The 18,617-nt window shown below is 73.0% G+C and carries 15 protein-coding genes; 9 read left to right on the top strand and 6 right to left on the bottom strand.

The features are described 5' to 3' along the window. Positions 1–4 precede the first annotated feature (4 nt). The 4 genes from ACIBMZ_RS12870 (at position 5) to ACIBMZ_RS12885 (ending at position 5,110) form a co-directional block, all read left to right on the top strand. Positions 5–1,699 (top strand): histidine kinase, encoded by a 1,695-nt coding sequence (locus tag ACIBMZ_RS12870; protein WP_396693145.1) that lies wholly within the window; start codon positions 5–7, stop codon positions 1,697–1,699. 7 nt (positions 1,700–1,706) lie between these two features. Further along, positions 1,707–2,375 (top strand): response regulator transcription factor, encoded by a 669-nt coding sequence (locus tag ACIBMZ_RS12875; protein ID WP_088972416.1) that lies wholly within the window; start codon positions 1,707–1,709, stop codon positions 2,373–2,375. A 190-nt stretch (positions 2,376–2,565) separates the two neighbouring features. Beyond that, positions 2,566–3,375, top strand: coding sequence for an SAM-dependent methyltransferase (locus ACIBMZ_RS12880; protein WP_396693147.1), 810 nt, complete (start codon positions 2,566–2,568; stop codon positions 3,373–3,375). A 79-nt stretch (positions 3,376–3,454) separates the two neighbouring features. Beyond that, positions 3,455–5,110 carry a putative bifunctional diguanylate cyclase/phosphodiesterase gene (locus ACIBMZ_RS12885; protein ID WP_396693522.1) on the top strand — a complete coding sequence of 552 codons (1,656 nt, stop codon included), beginning with the start codon at positions 3,455–3,457 and terminating at the stop codon, positions 5,108–5,110. 77 nt (positions 5,111–5,187) lie between these two features. Here the strand turns inward: ACIBMZ_RS12885 and ACIBMZ_RS12890 are convergent, their stop codons facing one another. The 3 genes from ACIBMZ_RS12890 to ACIBMZ_RS12900 all read right to left on the bottom strand — a co-directional run bounded on the left by ACIBMZ_RS12890 (position 5,188) and on the right by ACIBMZ_RS12900 (position 9,177). Beyond that, complete coding sequence (locus tag ACIBMZ_RS12890) at positions 5,188–6,312, bottom strand: glycosyltransferase family 4 protein (protein ID WP_396693149.1); 1,125 nt, start codon at positions 6,310–6,312, stop codon at positions 5,188–5,190. Beyond that, positions 6,309–7,568, bottom strand: coding sequence for a M48 family metallopeptidase (locus tag ACIBMZ_RS12895; RefSeq protein ID WP_396693151.1), 1,260 nt, complete (start codon positions 7,566–7,568; stop codon positions 6,309–6,311). Before ACIBMZ_RS12895 ends, ACIBMZ_RS12890 begins: the two co-directional genes overlap by 4 nt. Positions 7,569–7,752: 184 nt before the next feature. Further along, complete coding sequence (locus tag ACIBMZ_RS12900) at positions 7,753–9,177, bottom strand: NYN domain-containing protein (RefSeq protein WP_396693153.1); 1,425 nt, start codon at positions 9,175–9,177, stop codon at positions 7,753–7,755. A gap of 136 nt (positions 9,178–9,313) precedes the next feature. Here ACIBMZ_RS12900 and ACIBMZ_RS12905 point away from each other — a divergent pair, with 136 nt between their 5' ends. The 5 genes from ACIBMZ_RS12905 (at position 9,314) to ACIBMZ_RS12925 (ending at position 14,870) form a co-directional block, all read left to right on the top strand. Further along, positions 9,314–11,068, top strand: a complete 1,755-nt coding sequence (locus ACIBMZ_RS12905; protein ID WP_396693155.1) for a DEDD exonuclease domain-containing protein — start codon at positions 9,314–9,316, stop codon at positions 11,066–11,068. A 130-nt stretch (positions 11,069–11,198) separates the two neighbouring features. Beyond that, positions 11,199–12,980: a RelA/SpoT family protein gene (locus ACIBMZ_RS12910; RefSeq protein WP_396693524.1), complete on the top strand. Its 1,782-nt coding sequence runs from the start codon at positions 11,199–11,201 to the stop codon at positions 12,978–12,980. Between the two features lie 53 nt (positions 12,981–13,033). Continuing rightward, on the top strand, positions 13,034–13,576 hold the full coding sequence (locus ACIBMZ_RS12915) for an NUDIX hydrolase (protein ID WP_396693157.1): 543 nt from the start codon (positions 13,034–13,036) through the stop codon (positions 13,574–13,576). Beyond that, positions 13,573–14,481 (top strand): NDP-sugar synthase, encoded by a 909-nt coding sequence (locus ACIBMZ_RS12920; protein WP_396693159.1) that lies wholly within the window; start codon positions 13,573–13,575, stop codon positions 14,479–14,481. Before ACIBMZ_RS12915 ends, ACIBMZ_RS12920 begins: the two co-directional genes overlap by 4 nt. Before the next feature lie 101 nt (positions 14,482–14,582). After that, positions 14,583–14,870, top strand: coding sequence for an Lrp/AsnC family transcriptional regulator (locus ACIBMZ_RS12925; RefSeq protein WP_117228404.1), 288 nt, complete (start codon positions 14,583–14,585; stop codon positions 14,868–14,870). A gap of 196 nt (positions 14,871–15,066) precedes the next feature. Here ACIBMZ_RS12925 and ACIBMZ_RS12930 read toward each other — a convergent pair whose 3' ends face one another. From ACIBMZ_RS12930 to ACIBMZ_RS12940, 3 genes are all read right to left on the bottom strand, one after another. Then, positions 15,067–15,753 (bottom strand): DUF4142 domain-containing protein, encoded by a 687-nt coding sequence (locus tag ACIBMZ_RS12930; RefSeq protein WP_396693161.1) that lies wholly within the window; start codon positions 15,751–15,753, stop codon positions 15,067–15,069. A gap of 168 nt (positions 15,754–15,921) precedes the next feature. Continuing rightward, entirely contained in the window at positions 15,922–17,547 is a 1,626-nt protein-coding gene (locus tag ACIBMZ_RS12935; protein ID WP_396693163.1) for a cytochrome b N-terminal domain-containing protein, read from the bottom strand. Next, positions 17,544–18,617, bottom strand: coding sequence for a ubiquinol-cytochrome c reductase iron-sulfur subunit (locus ACIBMZ_RS12940; protein ID WP_396693165.1), 1,074 nt, complete (start codon positions 18,615–18,617; stop codon positions 17,544–17,546). Before ACIBMZ_RS12940 ends, ACIBMZ_RS12935 begins: the two co-directional genes overlap by 4 nt.

The following is an 18,617-nucleotide window of genomic DNA, read 5'->3' on the forward strand; positions in this document are numbered from 1 at the left end:
TCACGTGCCCGCCTCGACATCGGCCCTGGCCCGCTCCCACCCGCTCGCCGCGGCGGCGCGGGTGGTCGTACTCGCGCTGGTCGCCGTCCTCACCCTGCTCGCCACCCGCGACGTGGCACAACTGTGGTGGATCGCCCTGCTGGCGGTCGCCGGGGTGCCCGCACTGCTGGCGCCCCAGCACCGCCTGGTCGGGCCGCTGAGCCGGGTGGCCGAGGTGATGGTGCTCGGTCTGGCCGCGAGCCAGGTCGCCGCGGTCGCCACCGTCGGCGGTCACGTCGGCGGGCTGGGTGCCTCGGCGGTACTGCCCTACCTGGCCGTACCGGTCACCGTGACCGCGCTGCGCCGACGCTTCCGCGAGGGCGCCACGCTGATCGCCGTCGTCGCCGGGACCCTGCTGGTCGCCGGGGCACTGACCGAGGTCGGCGGGGTACGCCAACTCAGCCAGCCCGGTTACCTGGCGGTCTGCGCCCAGTGGCTGATCCTGGCCGCGCTCGGCCTGTACGCGGCCAGCACCCTGCACCGGGTGATGCAGGTCCGGCAGGAGGGCAAACCGCAGCCGTACGCTGAGGCGACCCGCCTGCTCACCCAGCTCCGTACGGTGGCCCGGCAGTTGCCCGGGGCGACCCTCGATCCGGGCGGCATCTCCGAGCACCTGCTGGAGGAGTTGCGCACGGTGGCCCGCACCGACCGGGGTGCGGTGCTCTCCGCCAGCGGCGGCGGGCGGCTGGTGGTGCTCGCCCAGATCGGCGCCGACCGGGTCGACTGGGAGACGACGCTCGACGCCGACTCGGCCATCGCCGACGCCTGGGCCAGCCAGCAGCCGCAGACCGCGGCCCGTTCGCAGTCCCGCACGCACCGGGGCAACGACGTCTCCGCGCTGATCGTGCCGCTGGTCGCCGGGCTGCGTACGGTCGGGCTGGTGGTGTTGGAGGCCGATGCCGGGCAGGCGTACCCGCCGACGGTGGTGTCCCAGGTGACCGCGCTGACCGGACCGGCGGCGCTGCGCCTGGAGGCGGCGCTGCTCTTCGACGAGGTCCGCTCGCTGGCCACCAACGAGGAACGGCAGCGACTGGCCCGGGAGATCCACGACGGGGTGGCGCAGGAACTCGTGATGGTCGGCTACGGCATCGACAACGCCCTGGCCACCGTGCACGACGACGCCGAGGAGACCGCCGACTCGCTGCGGACGCTGCGCCAGGAGGTCACCCGGGTGATCACCGAGCTGCGGCTGAGCCTGTTCGAGCTGCGCAGCGAGGTGGACCGGCACGGTGGCCTGGCCGCCGCCATCGCCGAGTACGCCCGGACCGTCGGCGCCTCCGGCGGGCTGCGGGTGCACCTGTCGCTGGACGAGTCCACCGCGCGGCTGCCCGCCGCCACCGAGGCGGAGCTGTTGCGCATCGCCCAGGAGGCGGTCACCAACGCGCGCAAGCACGCCGGAGCGTCCAATCTCTGGGTCACCTGCGAGGTGGATCCGCCGTACGCGCAGATCGAAGTGTCGGATGACGGTCACGGCATAGGTGACCAGCGCTCGGACGGGCACTATGGTCTTGCGATCATGGCCGAGAGAGCGGAACGTATCCGAGGCCGGTTGGAGATCAGGCCGCGACAGCCGAGCGGGACGACCGTAGCGGTGGTGGTCGGTTCGTCGCCCCGGCGCGATAACGTTCGCGGTAGCGCCGCAGCAGCAGAAGGGGAGTAACCCGAGGATGACCACAAGCCCGACACCGGCCACTCGTACCAAGGTCCTCCTTGTCGACGATCACGACTTGATCCGCAAGGGCCTGCGCCACGCCTTCGAGCGTGACCGGCAGTTCGAGGTCGTCGGCGAGGCGGCGACGGCGGCCGAGGGCGTGCGGCAGGCCGGTGCGTTGCAGCCGGACGTGGTGATCATGGATCTGCGGCTACCCGACGGCAGCGGCCTGGAGGCCACCCGCGCGCTGCGCAAGTCCAGCGCCACCATGGGCATCGTGGTGCTCACCATGTACGCGGGCGACGACCAGCTCTTCGGTGCCCTGGAGGCCGGGGCCAGCGCGTTCGTGCCGAAGACCGCGCCCGCCGACGAGGTGGTGGCCGCCGCCCGGCACGCCGCCTCCTCGCCCAGCGCCTTCACCGCCGCCGACCTGGCCGAGGCGATGAAGCGGCGGCTCGCCCCGTCCGGTCCGCAGCTCTCCCCCCGCGAGGGTCAGGTGCTGCGCCTGCTCGCCGACGGGATGAGCGTCGCCGGCATCGCCAAGCAGCTCTTCGTCAGCGAGTCCACCGCCAAGACCCACATCTCCAAGCTGTACGAGAAGCTGGGTGCGGCCAACCGGGCCCAGGCGCTGATGACCGCGCTGCGGCTCGGCCTGCTCGAAGCGCCGGACGCGCCGAAGTTCTGACCCACCCGTCGCGACACCCGGCGTCGAGGCACGTCCTCGCCGCCGGGGCGGTGGGTCTCCGCACCGGCGGGAAAACGCATCTCCGCACGTCAATGACCTTCTCCGTGATCGCGCTATGGCCTCCTGCGCCCAGGCGGGGCAGAATACCGGCCGGGGCGGGTTCGCCCCGGCTGGCGCGAAGGGGTGTGGCATGCAGCGGCCGGACTGGTCACCCGAGACGATCGACGTCGAACGACCCAGCGTCGCCCGCATGTACGACTACTATCTCGGCGGCTCGCACAACTTCGCCGCCGACCGGGCGGCGGCCCGGTCGATGATGGCGCTGGTGCCGGAGGCACCGCTGATGGCCCAGGCCAACCGCGCGTTCCTGCGCCGCGCCGTGCAGTACCTCACCGCCGCCGGAGTGCGGCAGTTCCTGGACATCGGGTCGGGCATCCCGACCGTCGGCAACGTGCACGAGATCGCCCAGCGGCACGCCCCCGACTCCCGGGTGGTCTACGTCGACGTCGACCCGGTGGCGGTGGCGCACAGCCGGGAGATCCTGGCCGACGCCGAACGGGCCACCGTGGTCCAGGAGGACTTCCGCCATCCCGAGCGGATCCTCGCCCATCCCGACGTCAACGCCCTGCTCGACCTCTCCCAGCCGGTCGCCGTGCTGGTCGTCGCGGTGCTGCACTTCGTGCCGGACGACGACCGCCCGGCCGACGTGCTGCGGACGCTGCGCGATGCGCTGGCGCCCGGCAGCCACCTGGTGCTCTCGCAGGCCAGTGACGACGGTCGCGACGAGGCCCAGCGGGCCGAGGCCGAGGAGGTCTACCAGCGCACCGACAGCCCGCTGTGGGTGCGCAGCAGGGCCGAGCTGACCGCGTTCTTCGACGGCTTCGAGCTGGTCGAGCCCGGGGTGGTGTGGGTGCCGCAGTGGCGTCCGGAGACTCCGGAGAGCGCCGAGAACGCCGAGCAGGCGGTATTCCTGGGCGGGGTCGGGCGGCTCGGTGGTTGAGCCCCCGGACGGCCGGTCCTGCGCCGGCACGTTCGCCCGCGCCTGGGCCAAGGCGGTCTCCGGGACCAGCTACCTGCCGATGCCGCACGCGCAGTTGGAGCTGCTGTTGCAGCGGCTCACCGACCAGCTCGCGGAGGCGCTCCGGGCGGAGCCGCTCGATCTGCGGGTGGGCCACCGGGTCGCCAACGAGTTGGTCGCCGCGCACATCGCCTCCGCCGAGGCGCTCGGCCGGACCGTCGAGGTGATCCAACTCCGGCTGGTCCGCGACCTCGACCTGGTCGCCGACGACATCGAGGACCGGATGGCCCGGCTGCTGGCCGCGATCGCCACCGGCTACGCCCGGGCCCTGCACGACCGGACGCTCGACGAGCAGGAGTCGATCCGCCGGGCCGCGCTGACCGCCCGAGTCGACGCGGAGCGGGCGTTGCGGGCCAGCGAGGCCCGGTTCCGTCACCAGGCCACCCACGACCCGCTGACCGGTCTGCCGAACCGCACGCTGTTCGCCGAGCGGCTCGTCGCCGCGCTCGACGGCACGATCGGTGCCGGGCGGCGGGTCGGGCTGTGCTTCCTCGACCTGGACCGCTTCAAGCGGGTCAACGACTCGTACGGCCACTCGGTCGGCGACCGGGCCCTGGTGGCGGCGGCCCGGCGGCTGTCCCGGGCGGTGGAGCCGCACCTGGTGGCCCGACTCGGCGGCGACGCGTTCGTGGTCCTGGTGGAGCGGTCCACCGGCACCGGTGACGTGGTCGCGGTCGCCGAGGCGGCGCTCTCCGCGCTCTCCGAGCCGGTGGTGGTCGGCGGGCACGACGTGACGGTCACCGCCAGCGTCGGGATCGTGGAACGGCGGGCCGCCGACACCTCCCCCGACGATCTGCTGCGCGCCGCCGGCAGCACGCTGCACTGGGCCAAGACCGCCGGTGGCGGTGGTTGGGCGCTGTACGACGTCGAACGCGACAGCCGCGAGCAGGCCCGCCAGGCGTTGAGCGCGGCGATCCCCGCCGGCCTGGAACGCGGCGAGTTCTACCTCGACTACCAGCCGTTGACGTCGCTGCACGACGGCTCGGTGCTCGGTGTGGAGGCGCTGGTGCGCTGGCGTCACCCGGACCTGGGAGTGCTGCGGCCGAACAGCTTCATCGGGCTGGCCGAGGAGACCGGGCTGATCGTGCCGTTGGGTGCCTGGGTCCTCGCCGAGGCGTGCCGGGAGGCGGTCGGCTGGACCGCCGCCACCGGCGAACCGCCGTACGTCAGCGTGAACCTCGCGGTACGCCAGGTCCGCCGGCCCGGCCTGGTGGAGGAGGTACGCGCCCTGCTGCGGCGGACCGGCCTACCGCCGCAGCGGCTGCAACTGGAGATCACCGAGAGCACCATGATGAGCAGCGCCGAGGAGCCGGTGCGCGCCCTGCGTACCCTGGCCGACCTGGGCGTCCGCATCGCCATCGACGACTTCGGGACCGGCTACAGCAACCTGGCGTACCTGCGTGACCTGCCGGTGACGGAGTTGAAGGTGGCCGGTGAGTTCGTCCGTGGGCTGCGCTCCCCGGGCGACCGGGCCAACGAGCGCATCCTCGCCTCGCTGGTCTCGTTGGCGCACGCGCTGGACCTGACGGTGACCGCCGAGGGAGTGGAGACCGTCGGGCAGGCCGAGCGGCTGCGCGCGATCGGTTGCGACGCCGGCCAGGGCTGGCACTTCGGCCGTCCGGCCCCCGCCGAGGACATCCACGCCCTCATCCGCTGACGTCGAGAGGTAAGGAAGGGTCCCCTGCTATACACCAGGCGTTAGCAGGGGACCCTTCCTTACCTCTGCCCCTGCGGTCAGCCGGTGAGCAGGTCGGACAGCCGTCGGGCCTGGGTCTGCCAGCGCCACTCCTGCTCCACCCAGGCACGACCGGCCGCCCCGAACTGGCGGGCCAGGTCCCGGTCGGTGAGCAGGGTGACCAGCCGGTCGGTCAGCGCGGCGACGTCGCGCCCGTCGACCACGTAGCCGGTCTCCCCCTCACGGACCGCGTCGGGCGCGCCGCCGGAGTCGCCGGCCACCACCGGCAGTCCGGCCGCCGACGCCTCCAGGTAGACGATGCCGAGGCCCTCGACGTCCAGTCCCCGGTTGCGGGTGCGGCAGGGCATCGCGTAGACGTCACCGGCCGCGTAGTGCGCCGGCAGCTCGGCCGCCGGGATCGAACCGGTGAACACCACGTCCCGCTCCACCCCGGCCTGGCGGGCCAGCCGGGCCAGCGTCGCCCGGTACGGGCCGCCGCCGACCACCAGCAGCGCGGCGTCGGGCACCCGGCGGCGGACCAGCGGCAGTGCCCGGATCAGCATGTCCTGCCCCTTGCGCGGCACCAGCCGGGACACGCAGACCACCACCGGCCGGTCGGACAGCCCCAACCGGTGCCGTACCCCGCTGCCGTCCACCGACGGGTGGTAGAAGTCCACGTCCACCCCGGGCGCGAGCCGCCGCAGGTCGGTCAGCCCGTCCAACGCCCGCGCCAACCGGGTGCGGGTGTACTCGCCCAGGTACGTCACCACGTCGGCCCCACGGCCGATGCGCCGCAGCGCCGTCCGGGCGATCGGCAGCGCCGCCCAGCCCACCTCGTGCCCGTGGGTGAGGGCGACCACCCGCCGTACGCCGGCCCGCCGCCGCAGCCCGTCCGCGAGCAGACCGAGCGGGGCAGCCGCGCCGAACCAGATCGTGTCGCAGTCGTACGTGCGGGCGAGCCGGGCCGCCCGTCGGGCGATCAGCGGGGTGGGCAGCAGCACCCGGGTGCGTTCGCGCACCACCTCGTACGGCTGGTCGGCGTCGAACTTGTCGGCGTCGTGCCAACTGGACGCGTAGACCACCACCGAGCCGGCGGGCTGGTGCACCGCGAGGTTGTGCACGAAGGACTGGATCCCACCCGGTCGGGGCGGAAAGTCGTTCGTGATCAACAACGTGCGGCTCATCGGCCGGCCTCTCGGGCGTAGGCGCGGGCGGCGGCGATCCGCTCCACGGTGGACGGGTGCGTGGCGGAGTAGAGGTACTCCCCGCGGGGCGGGTCCGGGTCGCCGAGGTTGACCGAGGAGATCCGGCGCTGCATCGCCTCGAAGGCGGCCGGGTCGCCGGTCAGCGCCAGCGCGTGCGCGTCGGCACGCGCCTCCAGCCGCCGTGACATCAGCGCCTGCACCGGCGTGGACACCAGCCCGGCCACCGTGACCAGAGCCAGCAGCAGCGGGAACGCGCGGGGCTGGGCGATCGAGTCGACCCCGGCCATGCGTAGCAGCGGCGGCCAGGAACCGATCAGGTAGAGCGCCACCACGGCCGCCGCCGCGCCCAGCGCGCCGGTGAGGGTGAAGATCGGTACGTCCCGGTCGCGCGCGTGGCCCAGCTCGTGCGCCACGACGGCCTTCACCTCGGTCGGGGTCGCCTCCCGCAGCAGGGTGTCGTAGACCACCACCCGCCGGGTCGGGCCGAGCCCGGAGACGTACGCGTTGACCGCGCGGGTGCGCCGGGACGCGTCGGCCACCAGCACGTCGCGCACCGGTACGCCGTCGCGGGCGGCCATGTCCATCAGCTCGGTCCGCAACGGGCCCGGTTCCATCGGGCTGAACCGGTTGAACACCGGCTCGACGAGCACCGGCAGCACGAAGGAGAGCAGCACCACCAGGGTCGCCGCGCCGGCCGCGCCGAACGCCCACCACCAGCGGGGCGCCAGCCGGATCACGGTGTAGAAGCCGAGCAGGGCCACCGCGCCGATCACCGCGCTGACCGCGTACGACTTGAGCAGGTCCACCGTCCAGCCGCCCCACCCGTTGGTGGCCAGCCCGTAGCGGGTGAGCACGCTGTGCCGCCAGGCGGAGAAGGGCAGCGTCAGCAGGTCGGCGACGAGCACCACGGCCAGCCCGCCGAGGATCGCCTGGGCGATCCAGTGCCCGCCGAACGGGCGCCCGGCCAGCTCGACCAGGCGGCTGCCCAGCGGGGTCAGCCCGAGCGCCAGCGCCACCAGCAGGCCGATGCCCAACGCGGCCCAGCCGCCGGGGCGCAGCGCCGCCCGGAACTCCCGGGCCCGCTCGACCTGCTCGGTGGGCAGGTCACGCAACGCCGCGAGCTGGTCGGCGCGGGGTGCCGGCGGGCGCTGCCACGGGACCAGCACCAACGCGGCCAGCACCACGGCGAGGCCGAGGAGGGCCAGGGTGAGCACCGCCCAGCCGCGCGGGCTCACCGCGGCACCCCGCCGTCGCCACGGACGGCACCGGGCCCGACGCCCGCGGTGCGCCTCATCTCGCCGTTCCTCCTCGCCATGGGCGCTCATCCTATTGCCCGCCGCGACCGGGGCCACGCCCCGTCGATCACACCGAGCACGCCGTCGACCCGACCTCCGCGCCGGGCGGTCACACCCGGCCCGGTCAGGAGCGGGACAGCCGCCGCAGCAGCGAGTCGGCCCCCAGCGGGTACGCGCCGTGGCGGCGTACGCCGTCGGCGACCTCCCGGTCCGAGGAGACCACCACCACCGCGCGTCCCGGCGGCTCGGCGCGGACCAGCCGACGGATCAGTTCGTCGGCGGTCTCCCCCTTGCGGGAGAACAGCACCCGCACCCCGCGCGGGGTGGGCGGCAGGCCGTGCATGCGTTCGGCCCCGTCGAAGACGACGGTGACCTCGTCGCCGGTCTGCGCCGCGATGCCGCCGAGGCCGGTGATCAGGCGTTTGCGCTGCTGTTCCAGGGACATCTCGCCGAAGCCGCGCTTGGTCACGTTGTAGCCGTCGACCACCAGGTGGGCTCGGGGCAGCGCGAGCAGTTGGTCCAACCGGCCCGGGTCGTCGGTGTCCTGGGCGCGGGCGGCGGCCCCGGCCGGGGCGCCCGCCGACGAGTCGGCGTAGCTGTCCGCGACGAAGTCGGCGGGCAGTTTGTCGACCGGGTCCAGGGCCAGCTCGCGACGCAGCCCGAGGGCGGCCTGGCCGATGGTCTCCAGCAGCAGCCACAGCCGTGCGTCGTCGACCGAGCGGGCCTCCTTGGCGCTGGCCCGGGCCACCCCGGCCGCCGACTCGGCCTCGGCCAGCCGGGCCCGGGCCCGACGCAGCTCGGCGTCGGCGTCGGCCGCCGCGCGGGCGGCCCGGCCCCGCTCGGTGGCGAGCAGTTCGGCGGCCCGGCGCTCGCGGACCTGGGTCTCCCGGAGCGTACGGGCCAGTTGGCGGGCCTCCTCCCGGAGCTGACCCAGTTCCTCGCGGACCCGGGCGAGTTCGTCGCGCAGCTTGTCGGCCTCGACCCGGGCCACCGCCCGGTCGTGCTCGGCGCGGGTGGCCCGTTGCTCGGCCAGGCGGACCAGCTCGGCGACCACCGCGCTGTCCGCCTCGGCCCGGACCGCCGCGCCGCTGGCGTCGATCAACTCGCGCCAGCCCCGGGGTCGGGCCAGGTAGGCCAGGGCCGCCACCTCGACCGGGTCGGCGGCGGCGGGCGCGGTCCCCTCCACCACGGCGGTACCGAGGTCACCGGCGTCGGCCAGGACCCGGGCGGTGACCCGCTGCCGGAACAGCGGATCGGCGGTGAGTTGGGCGGCGATCACGGGCGCGCCGAGGCGGGCCCGGCGGTTGGGGGCGAACTTGGCGACCCGGCGCAGCGGCACGGGCACCTCGTCGGAGGGCAGGCTGGGGAGCACGGCGGCGGTGAGCGAGACGATCCGCTGGCGGACCGGCTCGGGCAGGCTCGGCTCCGGCTCCGCCGGCTCTCCAGCGGTCGCCGCCCCGTCGGCAGAACCCGCCTCACCGGCAGCCGGCACCGCGACGACCTGCTCCTCCGCTGGGAGGTTGTCGTCGGACGGCTCGGTGAGGGGCATGTGGCAAGTCTCCCACCGCGACCGGGCCCACCGCCTGGTGAGTGAGCCGATCTCTCATCCTAGACCGGGGCCGACGCGCGGGGCCGGTGGGACGCCTGGGACCGGAGTGTCGCACCGGCCGGTTAGCGTGCCCGCGATGGCACAACAGGAGTATCTCCAGCCGGCGCTGGCCGGGCTCGACCCGACCGTCGACGGTGTCGACCCGGCGCTGCCCCTGTACGCGACGACGTTCGTGGTGGTCGACCTGGAGACCACCGGTGGTGCCCCGGACGGCGGCGGGATCACCGAGATCGGCGCGGTGAAGGTGCGCGGCGGCGAGGAGCTGGGGGTGCTGGGCACCCTGGTCAATCCCGGGGTGCCGATCCCGCCGTTCATCACCGTGCTGACCGGCATCACCCAGGCGATGCTGCTGCCGGCGCCACCGATCGAGCAGGTGCTGCCGAGCTTCCTGGAGTTCGTCGCGGACGCCGTGCTGGTGGCGCACAACGCGCCGTACGACGTCGGGTTCCTCAAGGCCGCCTGTGCCCGGCACGGCTACCGCTGGCCCAATCCCCGGGTGCTGGACACCGCCGCGCTGGCCCGCCGGGTGCTGCTGCGTGACGAGGTGCCCAACCGCAAGCTCGCCACGCTGGCCGCGTACTTCCGGGCCGGCACCCAGCCGACCCACCGCGCACTGGACGACGCCCGGGCCACCGTGGACGTCCTGCACGGGCTCATCGGCCGGCTCGGCGGTCACCGGGTGGACACCGTCGGCGACGCCATCGAGTTCTCCCGCGCGGTCACCCCGACCCAACGCCGCAAGCGGCACCTCGCCGAGGGCCTGCCCCGTTCCCCCGGCGTCTACATCTTCCGGGCCGCCGACGACCGGCCCCTCTACGTGGGCACCTCCCGGGACATCGCCACCCGGGTCCGCAGCTACTTCACCGCCGCCGAGAAACGCGCCCGGATGTCGGAGATGCTGGCCGCCGCCGAGCGCGTCGAGGCGGTCGAGTGCGCGCACTCGCTGGAGGCCGAGGTCCGCGAGCTGCGGCTGATCGGGGCGCACGCGCCGCCGTACAACCGGCGGTCGAAGTTCCCGGAGCGGATGGTCTGGCTGAAGCTGACCGACGGGCCGTATCCCCGGTTGTCGGTGGTCCGGGCGATCTCCCCCGACGACCGCGCCTACCTCGGCCCGTTCACCTCGCGGCGCACCGCGGAGCTGGCCGCCGCCGGTTTCCACGACGCGGTGCCGCTGCGCCAGTGCACCCACCGACTGTCGCTGCGCACGATCACCCCGGCCTGCGCCCTGGCCGAGCTGGGTCGCTGCCCGGCGCCCTGCGAGCACCGGATCACCCCCGAGGAGTACGACGACCGCGCGGTGCGGCCGTTCGCCACCGCCACCACCGGTGACCCGCAGCCGGTGGTGGACGCCCTGCTCGCCCGGATCGAGACGCTCGCCGCCGCCCAGCGCTACGAGGAGGCCGCCACGCTGCGGTCCCGGCTGGCCGCGGTGCTGCGGGCCACCGTCCGCATGCAGCGGCTCGCCGCGCTGAGCGGGATCGCCGAGTTGGCCGCCGCCCACCCGGCCGCCGGAGGTGGCTGGGAGCTGGCGCTGGTGCGGCACGGCCGACTGGCCGGTGCCGGGGTCTCCCCCGCCGGGATCCACCCCCGACCGACGCTGACCGCGATCCGGGCCACCGCCGAGACGGTGTCGCCCGGTCACGGTCCGGTCCCGGCGGCCACCCCGGAGGAGTCGGAACGGATCCTGTCCTGGTTGGAGCGACCGGAGACCCGGCTGGTCGAGATGTCGGACGGATGGGCCTCCCCGGTGGCCGGCGCAGGCCGCTTCCGCGACCTGCTGGAGAAGGCCGAGAGCGGCGCATCTCACCAACTCTGGTCCGAACGCTCATGAGCAACTGTCCGATCGGACTACGTCGGCTCACTTACTCTGTTAAGGAAGTGCAGTCCTGCCCGTTTCGAGGGTCTGCTCCCGGTTGCCGGTCTCCCGGCGCCCGAGGGGTGGGCGTGAGGGGGTGTCCCAGGTGGACGTCGACGCCGGACACGGCGGCGCCCTGGGCGGTGCGCTCCCGACACAGCCGGGCGAGCTGCCCCTGGCCCGCAGGCTCCGTTCGCTGCTGACCTGGCCCACGGCCGAGGCCGAACCGGTCGGCCATCTGGTCCGCACCCACCGTGCCATCCACACCGGCACCGACCCGGCGGTGCTGCGCCGGGCGTACACCATCGCGGAGAACATGCACCGGGGGCAGTTCCGCAAGAGCGGGGAGCCGTTCATCACGCACCCGCTCGCGGTCGCCGAGATCTGCGCCGACCTGGGCATGGACACCACCACCCTGGTCGCGGCGCTGCTGCACGACACGGTGGAGGACACCCGTTACACGTTGCAGGCGCTGGCCGAGGACTTCGGCCACGAGGTGGCGCACCTGGTCGACGGGGTGACCAAGTTCGACAAGGCGTTCTACGGCAAGGCCGCCGAGGCGGAGACCATCCGCAAAATGATCATCGCGGCCGGCAAGGACGTCCGGGTCCTGGTCATCAAGCTCGCCGACCGTCTGCACAACATGCGCACCCTGGGCGTGCGCTCGGCGGCCTCGCGGGAGCGGATCGCCCGCAAGACGCAGGAGGTGCTGGTGCCCCTCTGCGACCGGCTCGGCATCCAGACCCTGAAACGGGAGCTGGACGACGTGGTGCTGCTGCACCTGGAGCCGGACGAGCACTCCCGCATCGCCCGGCACGTGCACGACCGCCCCGGGTGGGACAGCTACCTCGCCGAGGTGGTGACCCAGGCCCGGGTGGCGTTGCGCCGGGACCGGGTGGACGCCACGGTGGCCCCACGCCCCCGACACCTCTACTCGATCTGGAAGGACACCGTCGCCGGCGGGCACACCGTCCCGTACGACCTGCCCCGGATCACCGTCGTGGTGGACGGCCCGTCCACCGACTGTTACGCCGCCCTCGGCGCGATCCACGGGCTGTGGCGGCCGGTGCCGGGCCGGTTCAAGGACTTCATCGCCTCGCCGAAGAACAACCTCTACCGTTCGCTGCACACCACCGTCTGCGGCCCCAAGAACCGCACCGTCGAGGTGCTGATCCGCACCGAGGAGATGCACCGCTCCGCCGAGTACGGCGTGGTCGCCGACTTCCGCTTCCCGCGCTCCGGCACCGCGCGCGCCGAGCAGCTCGACTGGCTGCGCCGGGTGCTCGACTGGGAGCAGGACGCCGCCGACCCGGCGCAGTTCCTGCACACACTGCGCTGCGACCTGTCCGAGGCGCAGATCCAGGTGGTCGCCGACGGTCGGCAGGTCGTGCTGCCCGCCGGGGCCACCCCGGTCGACCTGGCGTACGAGCTGGGTAACGACCGGGGTGACCGGTGCCTGGCCGCCCGGATCAACGGCCGGCTGGCGCCGCTCTCCTCCGAACTGGAGGAGGGCGACGTGGTCGAGATCTTCACCGAGACCGACGCGGAGTGCGGCCTGGACGCCGAGGTCGCCCCGCGCGGCCCACGTCGGGAGTGGCTCGGCTTCGTCAAGTCGCCGCACGCGCAGATGCAGATCAACCGGTGGTTCGCCGACCACAGCGAACCCGGCATCTCGATCAGCGACAAGGTCCGTCTCGGCCGGGCCACCATCGGGCTGGCCCTGCGCCAGCACAACCGGGGCCTGGCCAGCGACCTGCCGCTGCTGCGGCTCTCCGAGGAACTCGGCTACCCGGACCTGGAGACCCTGCTGGTCGCGGTCTTCGACCGGGTGATCGAACCGGACACCGTGGTACGCCAGCTCATCGACCTGGTCGACCACCGGCAGTGACCGTCCCGCCGTCCCGCGGCGCGCACCCGGCGTACGGCCACTAGCCTGGAACCATGATCCCCCGCTCGCGCCGCGCCGCACGTGCCGTCGCGTACCAGGTCTTCTACCGGCTGCCCCTGCCGGTACGTCGGCAACTGGTCCGGATGGCCGTACCCAAGTACATCGTCGGCGCCGTCACGCTGCTGCGTGACAGCGAGACCGAGGGCGCCGGCCGGCTGTTGCTGCTGCGCCAGCCACCGGGTCGCGGCTGGACACTTCCCGCCGGGCTGCTGCAACGCGGCGAGAACCCGGCGGTCGGCGCGGCCCGTGAGCTGCACGAGGAGACCGGTGTCCGGCTCCCTCCGGCCCGGCTGACACCGGCCACCCCGAACGCGATCGTGCACGCCAAGGGCTGGGTCGACATGGTCTTCACCGCCGAGGTGCCGGCGTCGACCACCGAGTTGACGGTGGACGGGGCGGAGGTCTTCGAGGCCGCCTGGCATCCGCTGGACGACCTGCCCAAGCTGACCTGGCCCACCGCCCGGCTGCTCGCCTACTACGGCATCGGCCCGCTGACCGACCGGTTCCCGCCGCCGCTACCCGACACGGCACCATGAGCGGCCCGGACACCGGCCGAGAGGCTGGCCCGGACACCGGCGCCGCCGGTCACACCGGCACACCGGCCGGCGGGATCTGCGCGGTGGTGCTCGCCGCCGGGGAGGGCACCCGGCTGCGCCCGCTGACCGAGCGGGTGCCCAAGGCGCTCTGCCCGGTCGGCAACGTGCCGCTGCTGGACCGGGCCCTGGCCCGGCTGGGCGGTCTCGGCCTGACCGGGCCCGAGACGGTCGCCGTCAACGCCAGCTACCTCGGCGAGCAGGTCGTCGAGCGGGTCGGCACGCGCGCCCACCTCTCCGTCGAACCGGACGGTCCACTCGGCACCGCAGGTGGGCTGGGTCGGCTCCGGGACTGGATCGGCGGACGGGGCGTGCTGGTCGGCAACGCCGACGCGTACCTGGCCGACCCGGCCGCACCGCCCGGGCCGGACATCGCCGCGCTGCTGCGGGACTGGGACGGCGACTCCGTACGCCTGCTCGGCCGACCCGCGCCGGACCCGACCGCACCGGGCACCTTCGACGGTCACGTCTTCACCGGTTTCTCCCTGCTCCCCTGGCGGCTGGTCCGCGACCTGCCGCCGGTCTTCGGCGACCTGGTCCGGGCGGTCTGGCGACCGGCCGAGGCCGACGGGCGGCTGACCGTCGTCCCCTACCCGGGGATCTTCGTCGACACCGGCACCCCGGCCGACTACCTCGCCGCCAACCTGCACGCGGCGGGCGACGGCAGCCTGGTCGACCCGAGCGCCACCGTCACCGGCGACTGCCACCGCAGCGTGGTCGGCGCGGGTGCCACCGTGGCCGGCGAGGTGACCCGCAGCGTGGTCTGGCCCGGGGCCACGGTGGACACCGGCGAACGCCTGTACGAGGTGATCCGCGCCGCCACCGGGCTCACCGTCCCGGCCACCTGACCCCGCTTCCGGCCGGTCGGGTGCGGCACCGGTACTCCGCGGCGGGTCCGGGCGGCAGGCCATAGCATGAGCAGCGACGCCGACGAACGGAGAGACCTGCCGTGATCACCGCGATCGTCCTGATCGACTGCGCCACCGACTCGATCCCCGAGGTGGCCGAGGCGCTGGCCGACCTGCCCGGGGTCAGCGAGGTCTACTCGGTGGCCGGACACGTCGACCTGATCGCCATGGTCCGGGTCCGCGAGTTCGAGGAGATCGCGCAGATCATCGCCGGCAGCATCTCCAAGGTGCCCGGGGTGCTCAACACCGAGTCGCACATCGCCTTCCGCGCGTACTCCCGGCACGACCTGGAGGAGGCGTTCGCGATCGGCCTGGGCGCCACCGACTGACGCGCCACCCCGGCCCCGGTACGGGATCCTTCGCGCACCACTGACGCTGAAAGGTCCGCCCGGACGAGCCGGGTCGACGACGTGGCCCGCCTCCCGCACCAGCACGCGTGTCGAGGACGTGGCCCACGTTCCACCACGACGGGACGAGTCGGTCCATCCCGTAGGACGGACCGACTCGCCGCGTGTCACCGCCGGATCAGCTCTCCTGCGGCACCGGGACCTCGGTGCCACCCGGCACCGGAGACTCGGTGGTGCCACCCGGGGTCTCCTCGGTGACGCCCGGAGCCGGGGTGGTGCCACCCGGAGCCGGCACCGTGCCACCCGGGCCCGGCGTACCGCTGGCGCTGGTCTCCGGAACCGGGATGCCCAGTTCCTCGGCCAGCGTCACCAGGGCGTCGTAGTGCGCCTGCAGCACCGGCAGCGCGGTCTGCGCGAGCTGCACCACCTGCGGCTCGGTACCCTGCGAGATCTCCGTCTGGGTCGCCTGGATGGCCTGCAGGTGGCCGGCCAGACCCTGGGTCACCCAGAGCCGGTCGAACTCCGCACCACTGGCGTTGTTCAGCTGGTCGAGAGCCGTCCGCTGATCAGGGGTGGGCTCGTTCGGCAACTGGACGTTGAGCTGCCCGGCCACGTCCTGCACCGACTGGTCCAGCTCGGTGTGGTCCGTGACGAACTGCTGCGCCAGGTCCTTGACCTGCTGGTTCTCGGCCTTCTTCTGGGCCAGCTCACCAGCGGCGATCTCGTACAGGTTGACCTGGTGCACCGCCTGCAGGTACTGGGTGTCCTGTTCCGAAGGCTGCGCCGCCGCCTGCGCTGCCGCGGCGGGCGCGACACCCACCAGCACCAGTGCGGCCAGCAGGCCGAGGCGTTTGATACCCAACATGCTTCCTCCCCGTTGAGACGTTGGACCGCACGGATACCCGGCTGGCCGGGGTTATTCCTGCGATCCCGCGACGGGCCGGGAACCGCCGACGACGGGGTGGATGGCCCACAACGGGCGTGGCGCCCGCCGGAGGACTCCGGCGGGCGCCACGTCACACGGTGACGGACCTCAGCGGCGGGGCTCCCCGCTGCCGATCTCCTCGCGCTCGGGGCGCGGCTCGACGGGCGGGTGACCCGGCGAGACCGGCGCCTCGGCCGGCTTCTCGATCGGGTAGAAGAAGCCCCGGATCGCCGGGCCGAGGGCACCGAGCCGGTTCATCTTCTTCGGCACCACCCAGCCCGCGTACTCCAGCTCGGTGTGACCGTGCTCGTCCGGCGTGGTCAGCGGCTGGTGCACCTCGACGAACCGACCGTCCGGCAGGCGCCGGATGATGCCGGTCTCCACACCGTGGGCCAGCACCTCCCGGTCGTGCTGTTGCAGACCGAGGCAGATCCGGTAGGTCACGTAGTACGCCAGCGGCGGCAGGAGCAGCAGACCGATCCGGCCCGCCCAGGTCATCGCGTTCAGGCTGATGTGGAACTTGTCGGCGATGACGTCGTTCGCGCCGGAGAGCGTCAGGAGCACGTAGAACGTGATGGCCATGGCGCCCAGGCCGGTGCGGAACGGCACGTCGCGCGGACGCTGGAGCAGGTTGTGGCTCCGGTAGTCCTTCAGGTAGCGGGCCTCCATGAACGGATAGAGCGTGGAGAGCCCGACCAGGATGCCCGGTAGCACCACCGTCGGCCAGAACAGCGGCGGGATCACGTATCCGTCGCCGATGGGTATCGTGATCTCCCAGTCCGGCATCAACCGGGTCGAGCCGTCCAGGAACATCACGTACCAGTCGGGCTGGCTGGCCGCCGAGACCACCCACGCCTCGTACGGGCCGAACAGCCACAGCGGGTTGATCTGGATCAGGCCGCCCATCAGCGCGATCACGCCGAAGACGACCATGAAGAAGCCGCCCTGCTTGATCGCGTACCGGGGGAACATCCGCTCGCCCACGACGTTGTTGTTCGTCCGGCCCGGCCCCGGCCACTGGGTGTGCTTCTGCTTGAAGACCAGGCCCAGGTGGACGCTGATCAGCGCGACCAGCAGACCCGGGATGAGCAGCACGTGGGCGATGAAGAACCGGCTGATGATGATCGTGCCGGGGAACTCGCCGTCGAAGACCGCGGCGGTCACCCAGGTGCCGATCACCGGGATGGACAGCATGATCGCCGAGGCGATCCGCAGACCGGTACCGGAGAGGCCGTCGTCCGGCAGCGAGTAGCCGGTGAAGCCGGCCAGGAAGCCCACCCAGAACAGCAGCGAACCGATGATCCAGTTGGTCTCACGCGGCTTGCGGAACGCGCCGGTGAAGAAGATCCGGAGCATGTGCACCACGATCGCCGCCATGAACAGCAGCGCGGCCCAGTGGTGCATCTGCCGCATGATCAGGCCGCCCCGGACGTCGAACGAGATGTCCAGCGTCGAGGCGTACGCGGCCGACATCGGCGTACCCCGCAGCGGGGCGTAGCTGCCGTTGTAGATGACCTCGGTCATCGTCGGCTCGAAGAAGAAGGTCAGGAAGACACCGGTCAGCAGCAGCACGATGAACGAGAACAGCGCGATCTCGCCCAGCAGGAACGACCAGTGGTCGGGGAAGACCTTGTTGAGCAGCTTGCGCAGGGGGGTCGCCACCTGGAAGCGGTCGTCGACCGCCCGGGCGGTGTTGCCCGGAACCGCTGCTACGTCAAACTTGCGCCGCTTCACGGCCGCTCCCAGAAGTCGGGCCCGACGGGTTCGGTGTAGTCGGACGTCGCCACGAAGTAGCCCTCGGAGTCCACCTCGATCGGTAGCTGCGGCAGTCGCCGGCTGGCCGGACCGAAGATGGGCTTGGCGTTGTCGGTGATCAGGAACTGCGACTGGTGACACGGGCAGAGCAGGCGGTTGGTCTGCTGCTCGTAGAGGCTCGCCGGGCAGCCGGCGTGCGTGCAGATCTTCGAGTAGGCGGCGTAGTTGCCCCACATGTAGTCGCCGTGGCCCTCACGCTCGTTGTTGCGGCGCGAGGTCTCGGCGTCGGCGTCCCGCAGGTGGATCAGCAGGGTCGGCGAGTCGGCGTACCGGTTGCTGACCCCGTGCTCGATGCCCGGGAAGACGGTGATCTGGCCACCGGCGCTGATGTCGGCGGGACGGATCGGCCGACCGTCCTCGCGGACCAGCCGGATCTTCTGGCCGTCCTGTGGGGCGAAGCCGGTGGTCATCATCTGGTCGTTCGCGTGCGGGTCGGAGATCAGGCCACCGATCAGCGGCGCCGCGGCGACCGCACCGACCGGCGCCAGACCGGCCAGCAGCGACATGCCGAGCAGCGGGCGACGCTTCACGCCGAGCTCGTCGGCCATGTAGAGCATGGTCTGCCCGGTGATCGTCCGGTCCTCGGTGGCCACCACGCCCTCGTGCCGGTCCTGGATCGACACCTCCTTGGGCAGCAGCTTCTTGCCCCAGGTCAGGATGCCGAAGCCGATGCCCAGCAGGGCGATGCCGAGGGTCGTGCCGAGCAGCGGCGTGAAGTACTTGTCCCCGCCACGGCCCGGCTGGTACTCCCAGGGCCACCAGATGTAGACCACCAGGAAGGCCGTCGCGGCCAGCCCGGTGACCAGGAACATCGCCGCCACCGTACGGACCAGTCGGCGCTCGGCCTTGCTGCCCGGGGCGACCTGCTCCTCGTAGTGGACGATCTCGATGTCGTCCCGACGGGCGCCCTCGCGGACGATGTCGAACCGGCTCAGCGCCGGGTCGTTCACGTCCACCGTCTCGCGGCCCGCGTGGGCCGGCTGCTCCAT

This window comes from Micromonospora sp. NPDC049900 (genome assembly GCF_044461025.1).
In the GTDB taxonomy this organism is placed as follows: domain Bacteria; phylum Actinomycetota; class Actinomycetes; order Mycobacteriales; family Micromonosporaceae; genus Micromonospora.

Excerpts from the sequence above, each read along its gene's own strand:
- ACIBMZ_RS12900 (WP_396693153.1), bottom strand. The coding sequence starts at position 9,177 with ATGCCCCTCACCGAGCCGTCCGACGACAACCTCCCAGCGGAGGAGCAG.
- ACIBMZ_RS12885 (WP_396693522.1), top strand. The coding sequence starts at position 3,455 with ATGCCGCACGCGCAGTTGGAGCTGCTGTTGCAGCGGCTCACCGACCAG.
- ACIBMZ_RS12915 (WP_396693157.1), top strand. The coding sequence starts at position 13,034 with ATGATCCCCCGCTCGCGCCGCGCCGCACGTGCCGTCGCGTACCAGGTC.
- ACIBMZ_RS12890 (WP_396693149.1), bottom strand. The coding sequence starts at position 6,312 with ATGAGCCGCACGTTGTTGATCACGAACGACTTTCCGCCCCGACCGGGT.
- ACIBMZ_RS12920 (WP_396693159.1), top strand. The coding sequence starts at position 13,573 with ATGAGCGGCCCGGACACCGGCCGAGAGGCTGGCCCGGACACCGGCGCC.
- ACIBMZ_RS12905 (WP_396693155.1), top strand. The coding sequence starts at position 9,314 with ATGGCACAACAGGAGTATCTCCAGCCGGCGCTGGCCGGGCTCGACCCG.
- ACIBMZ_RS12930 (WP_396693161.1), bottom strand. The coding sequence starts at position 15,753 with ATGTTGGGTATCAAACGCCTCGGCCTGCTGGCCGCACTGGTGCTGGTG.
- ACIBMZ_RS12875 (WP_088972416.1), top strand. The coding sequence starts at position 1,707 with ATGACCACAAGCCCGACACCGGCCACTCGTACCAAGGTCCTCCTTGTC.
- ACIBMZ_RS12880 (WP_396693147.1), top strand. The coding sequence starts at position 2,566 with ATGCAGCGGCCGGACTGGTCACCCGAGACGATCGACGTCGAACGACCC.
- ACIBMZ_RS12940 (WP_396693165.1), bottom strand. The coding sequence starts at position 18,617 with ATGGAGCAGCCGGCCCACGCGGGCCGCGAGACGGTGGACGTGAACGAC.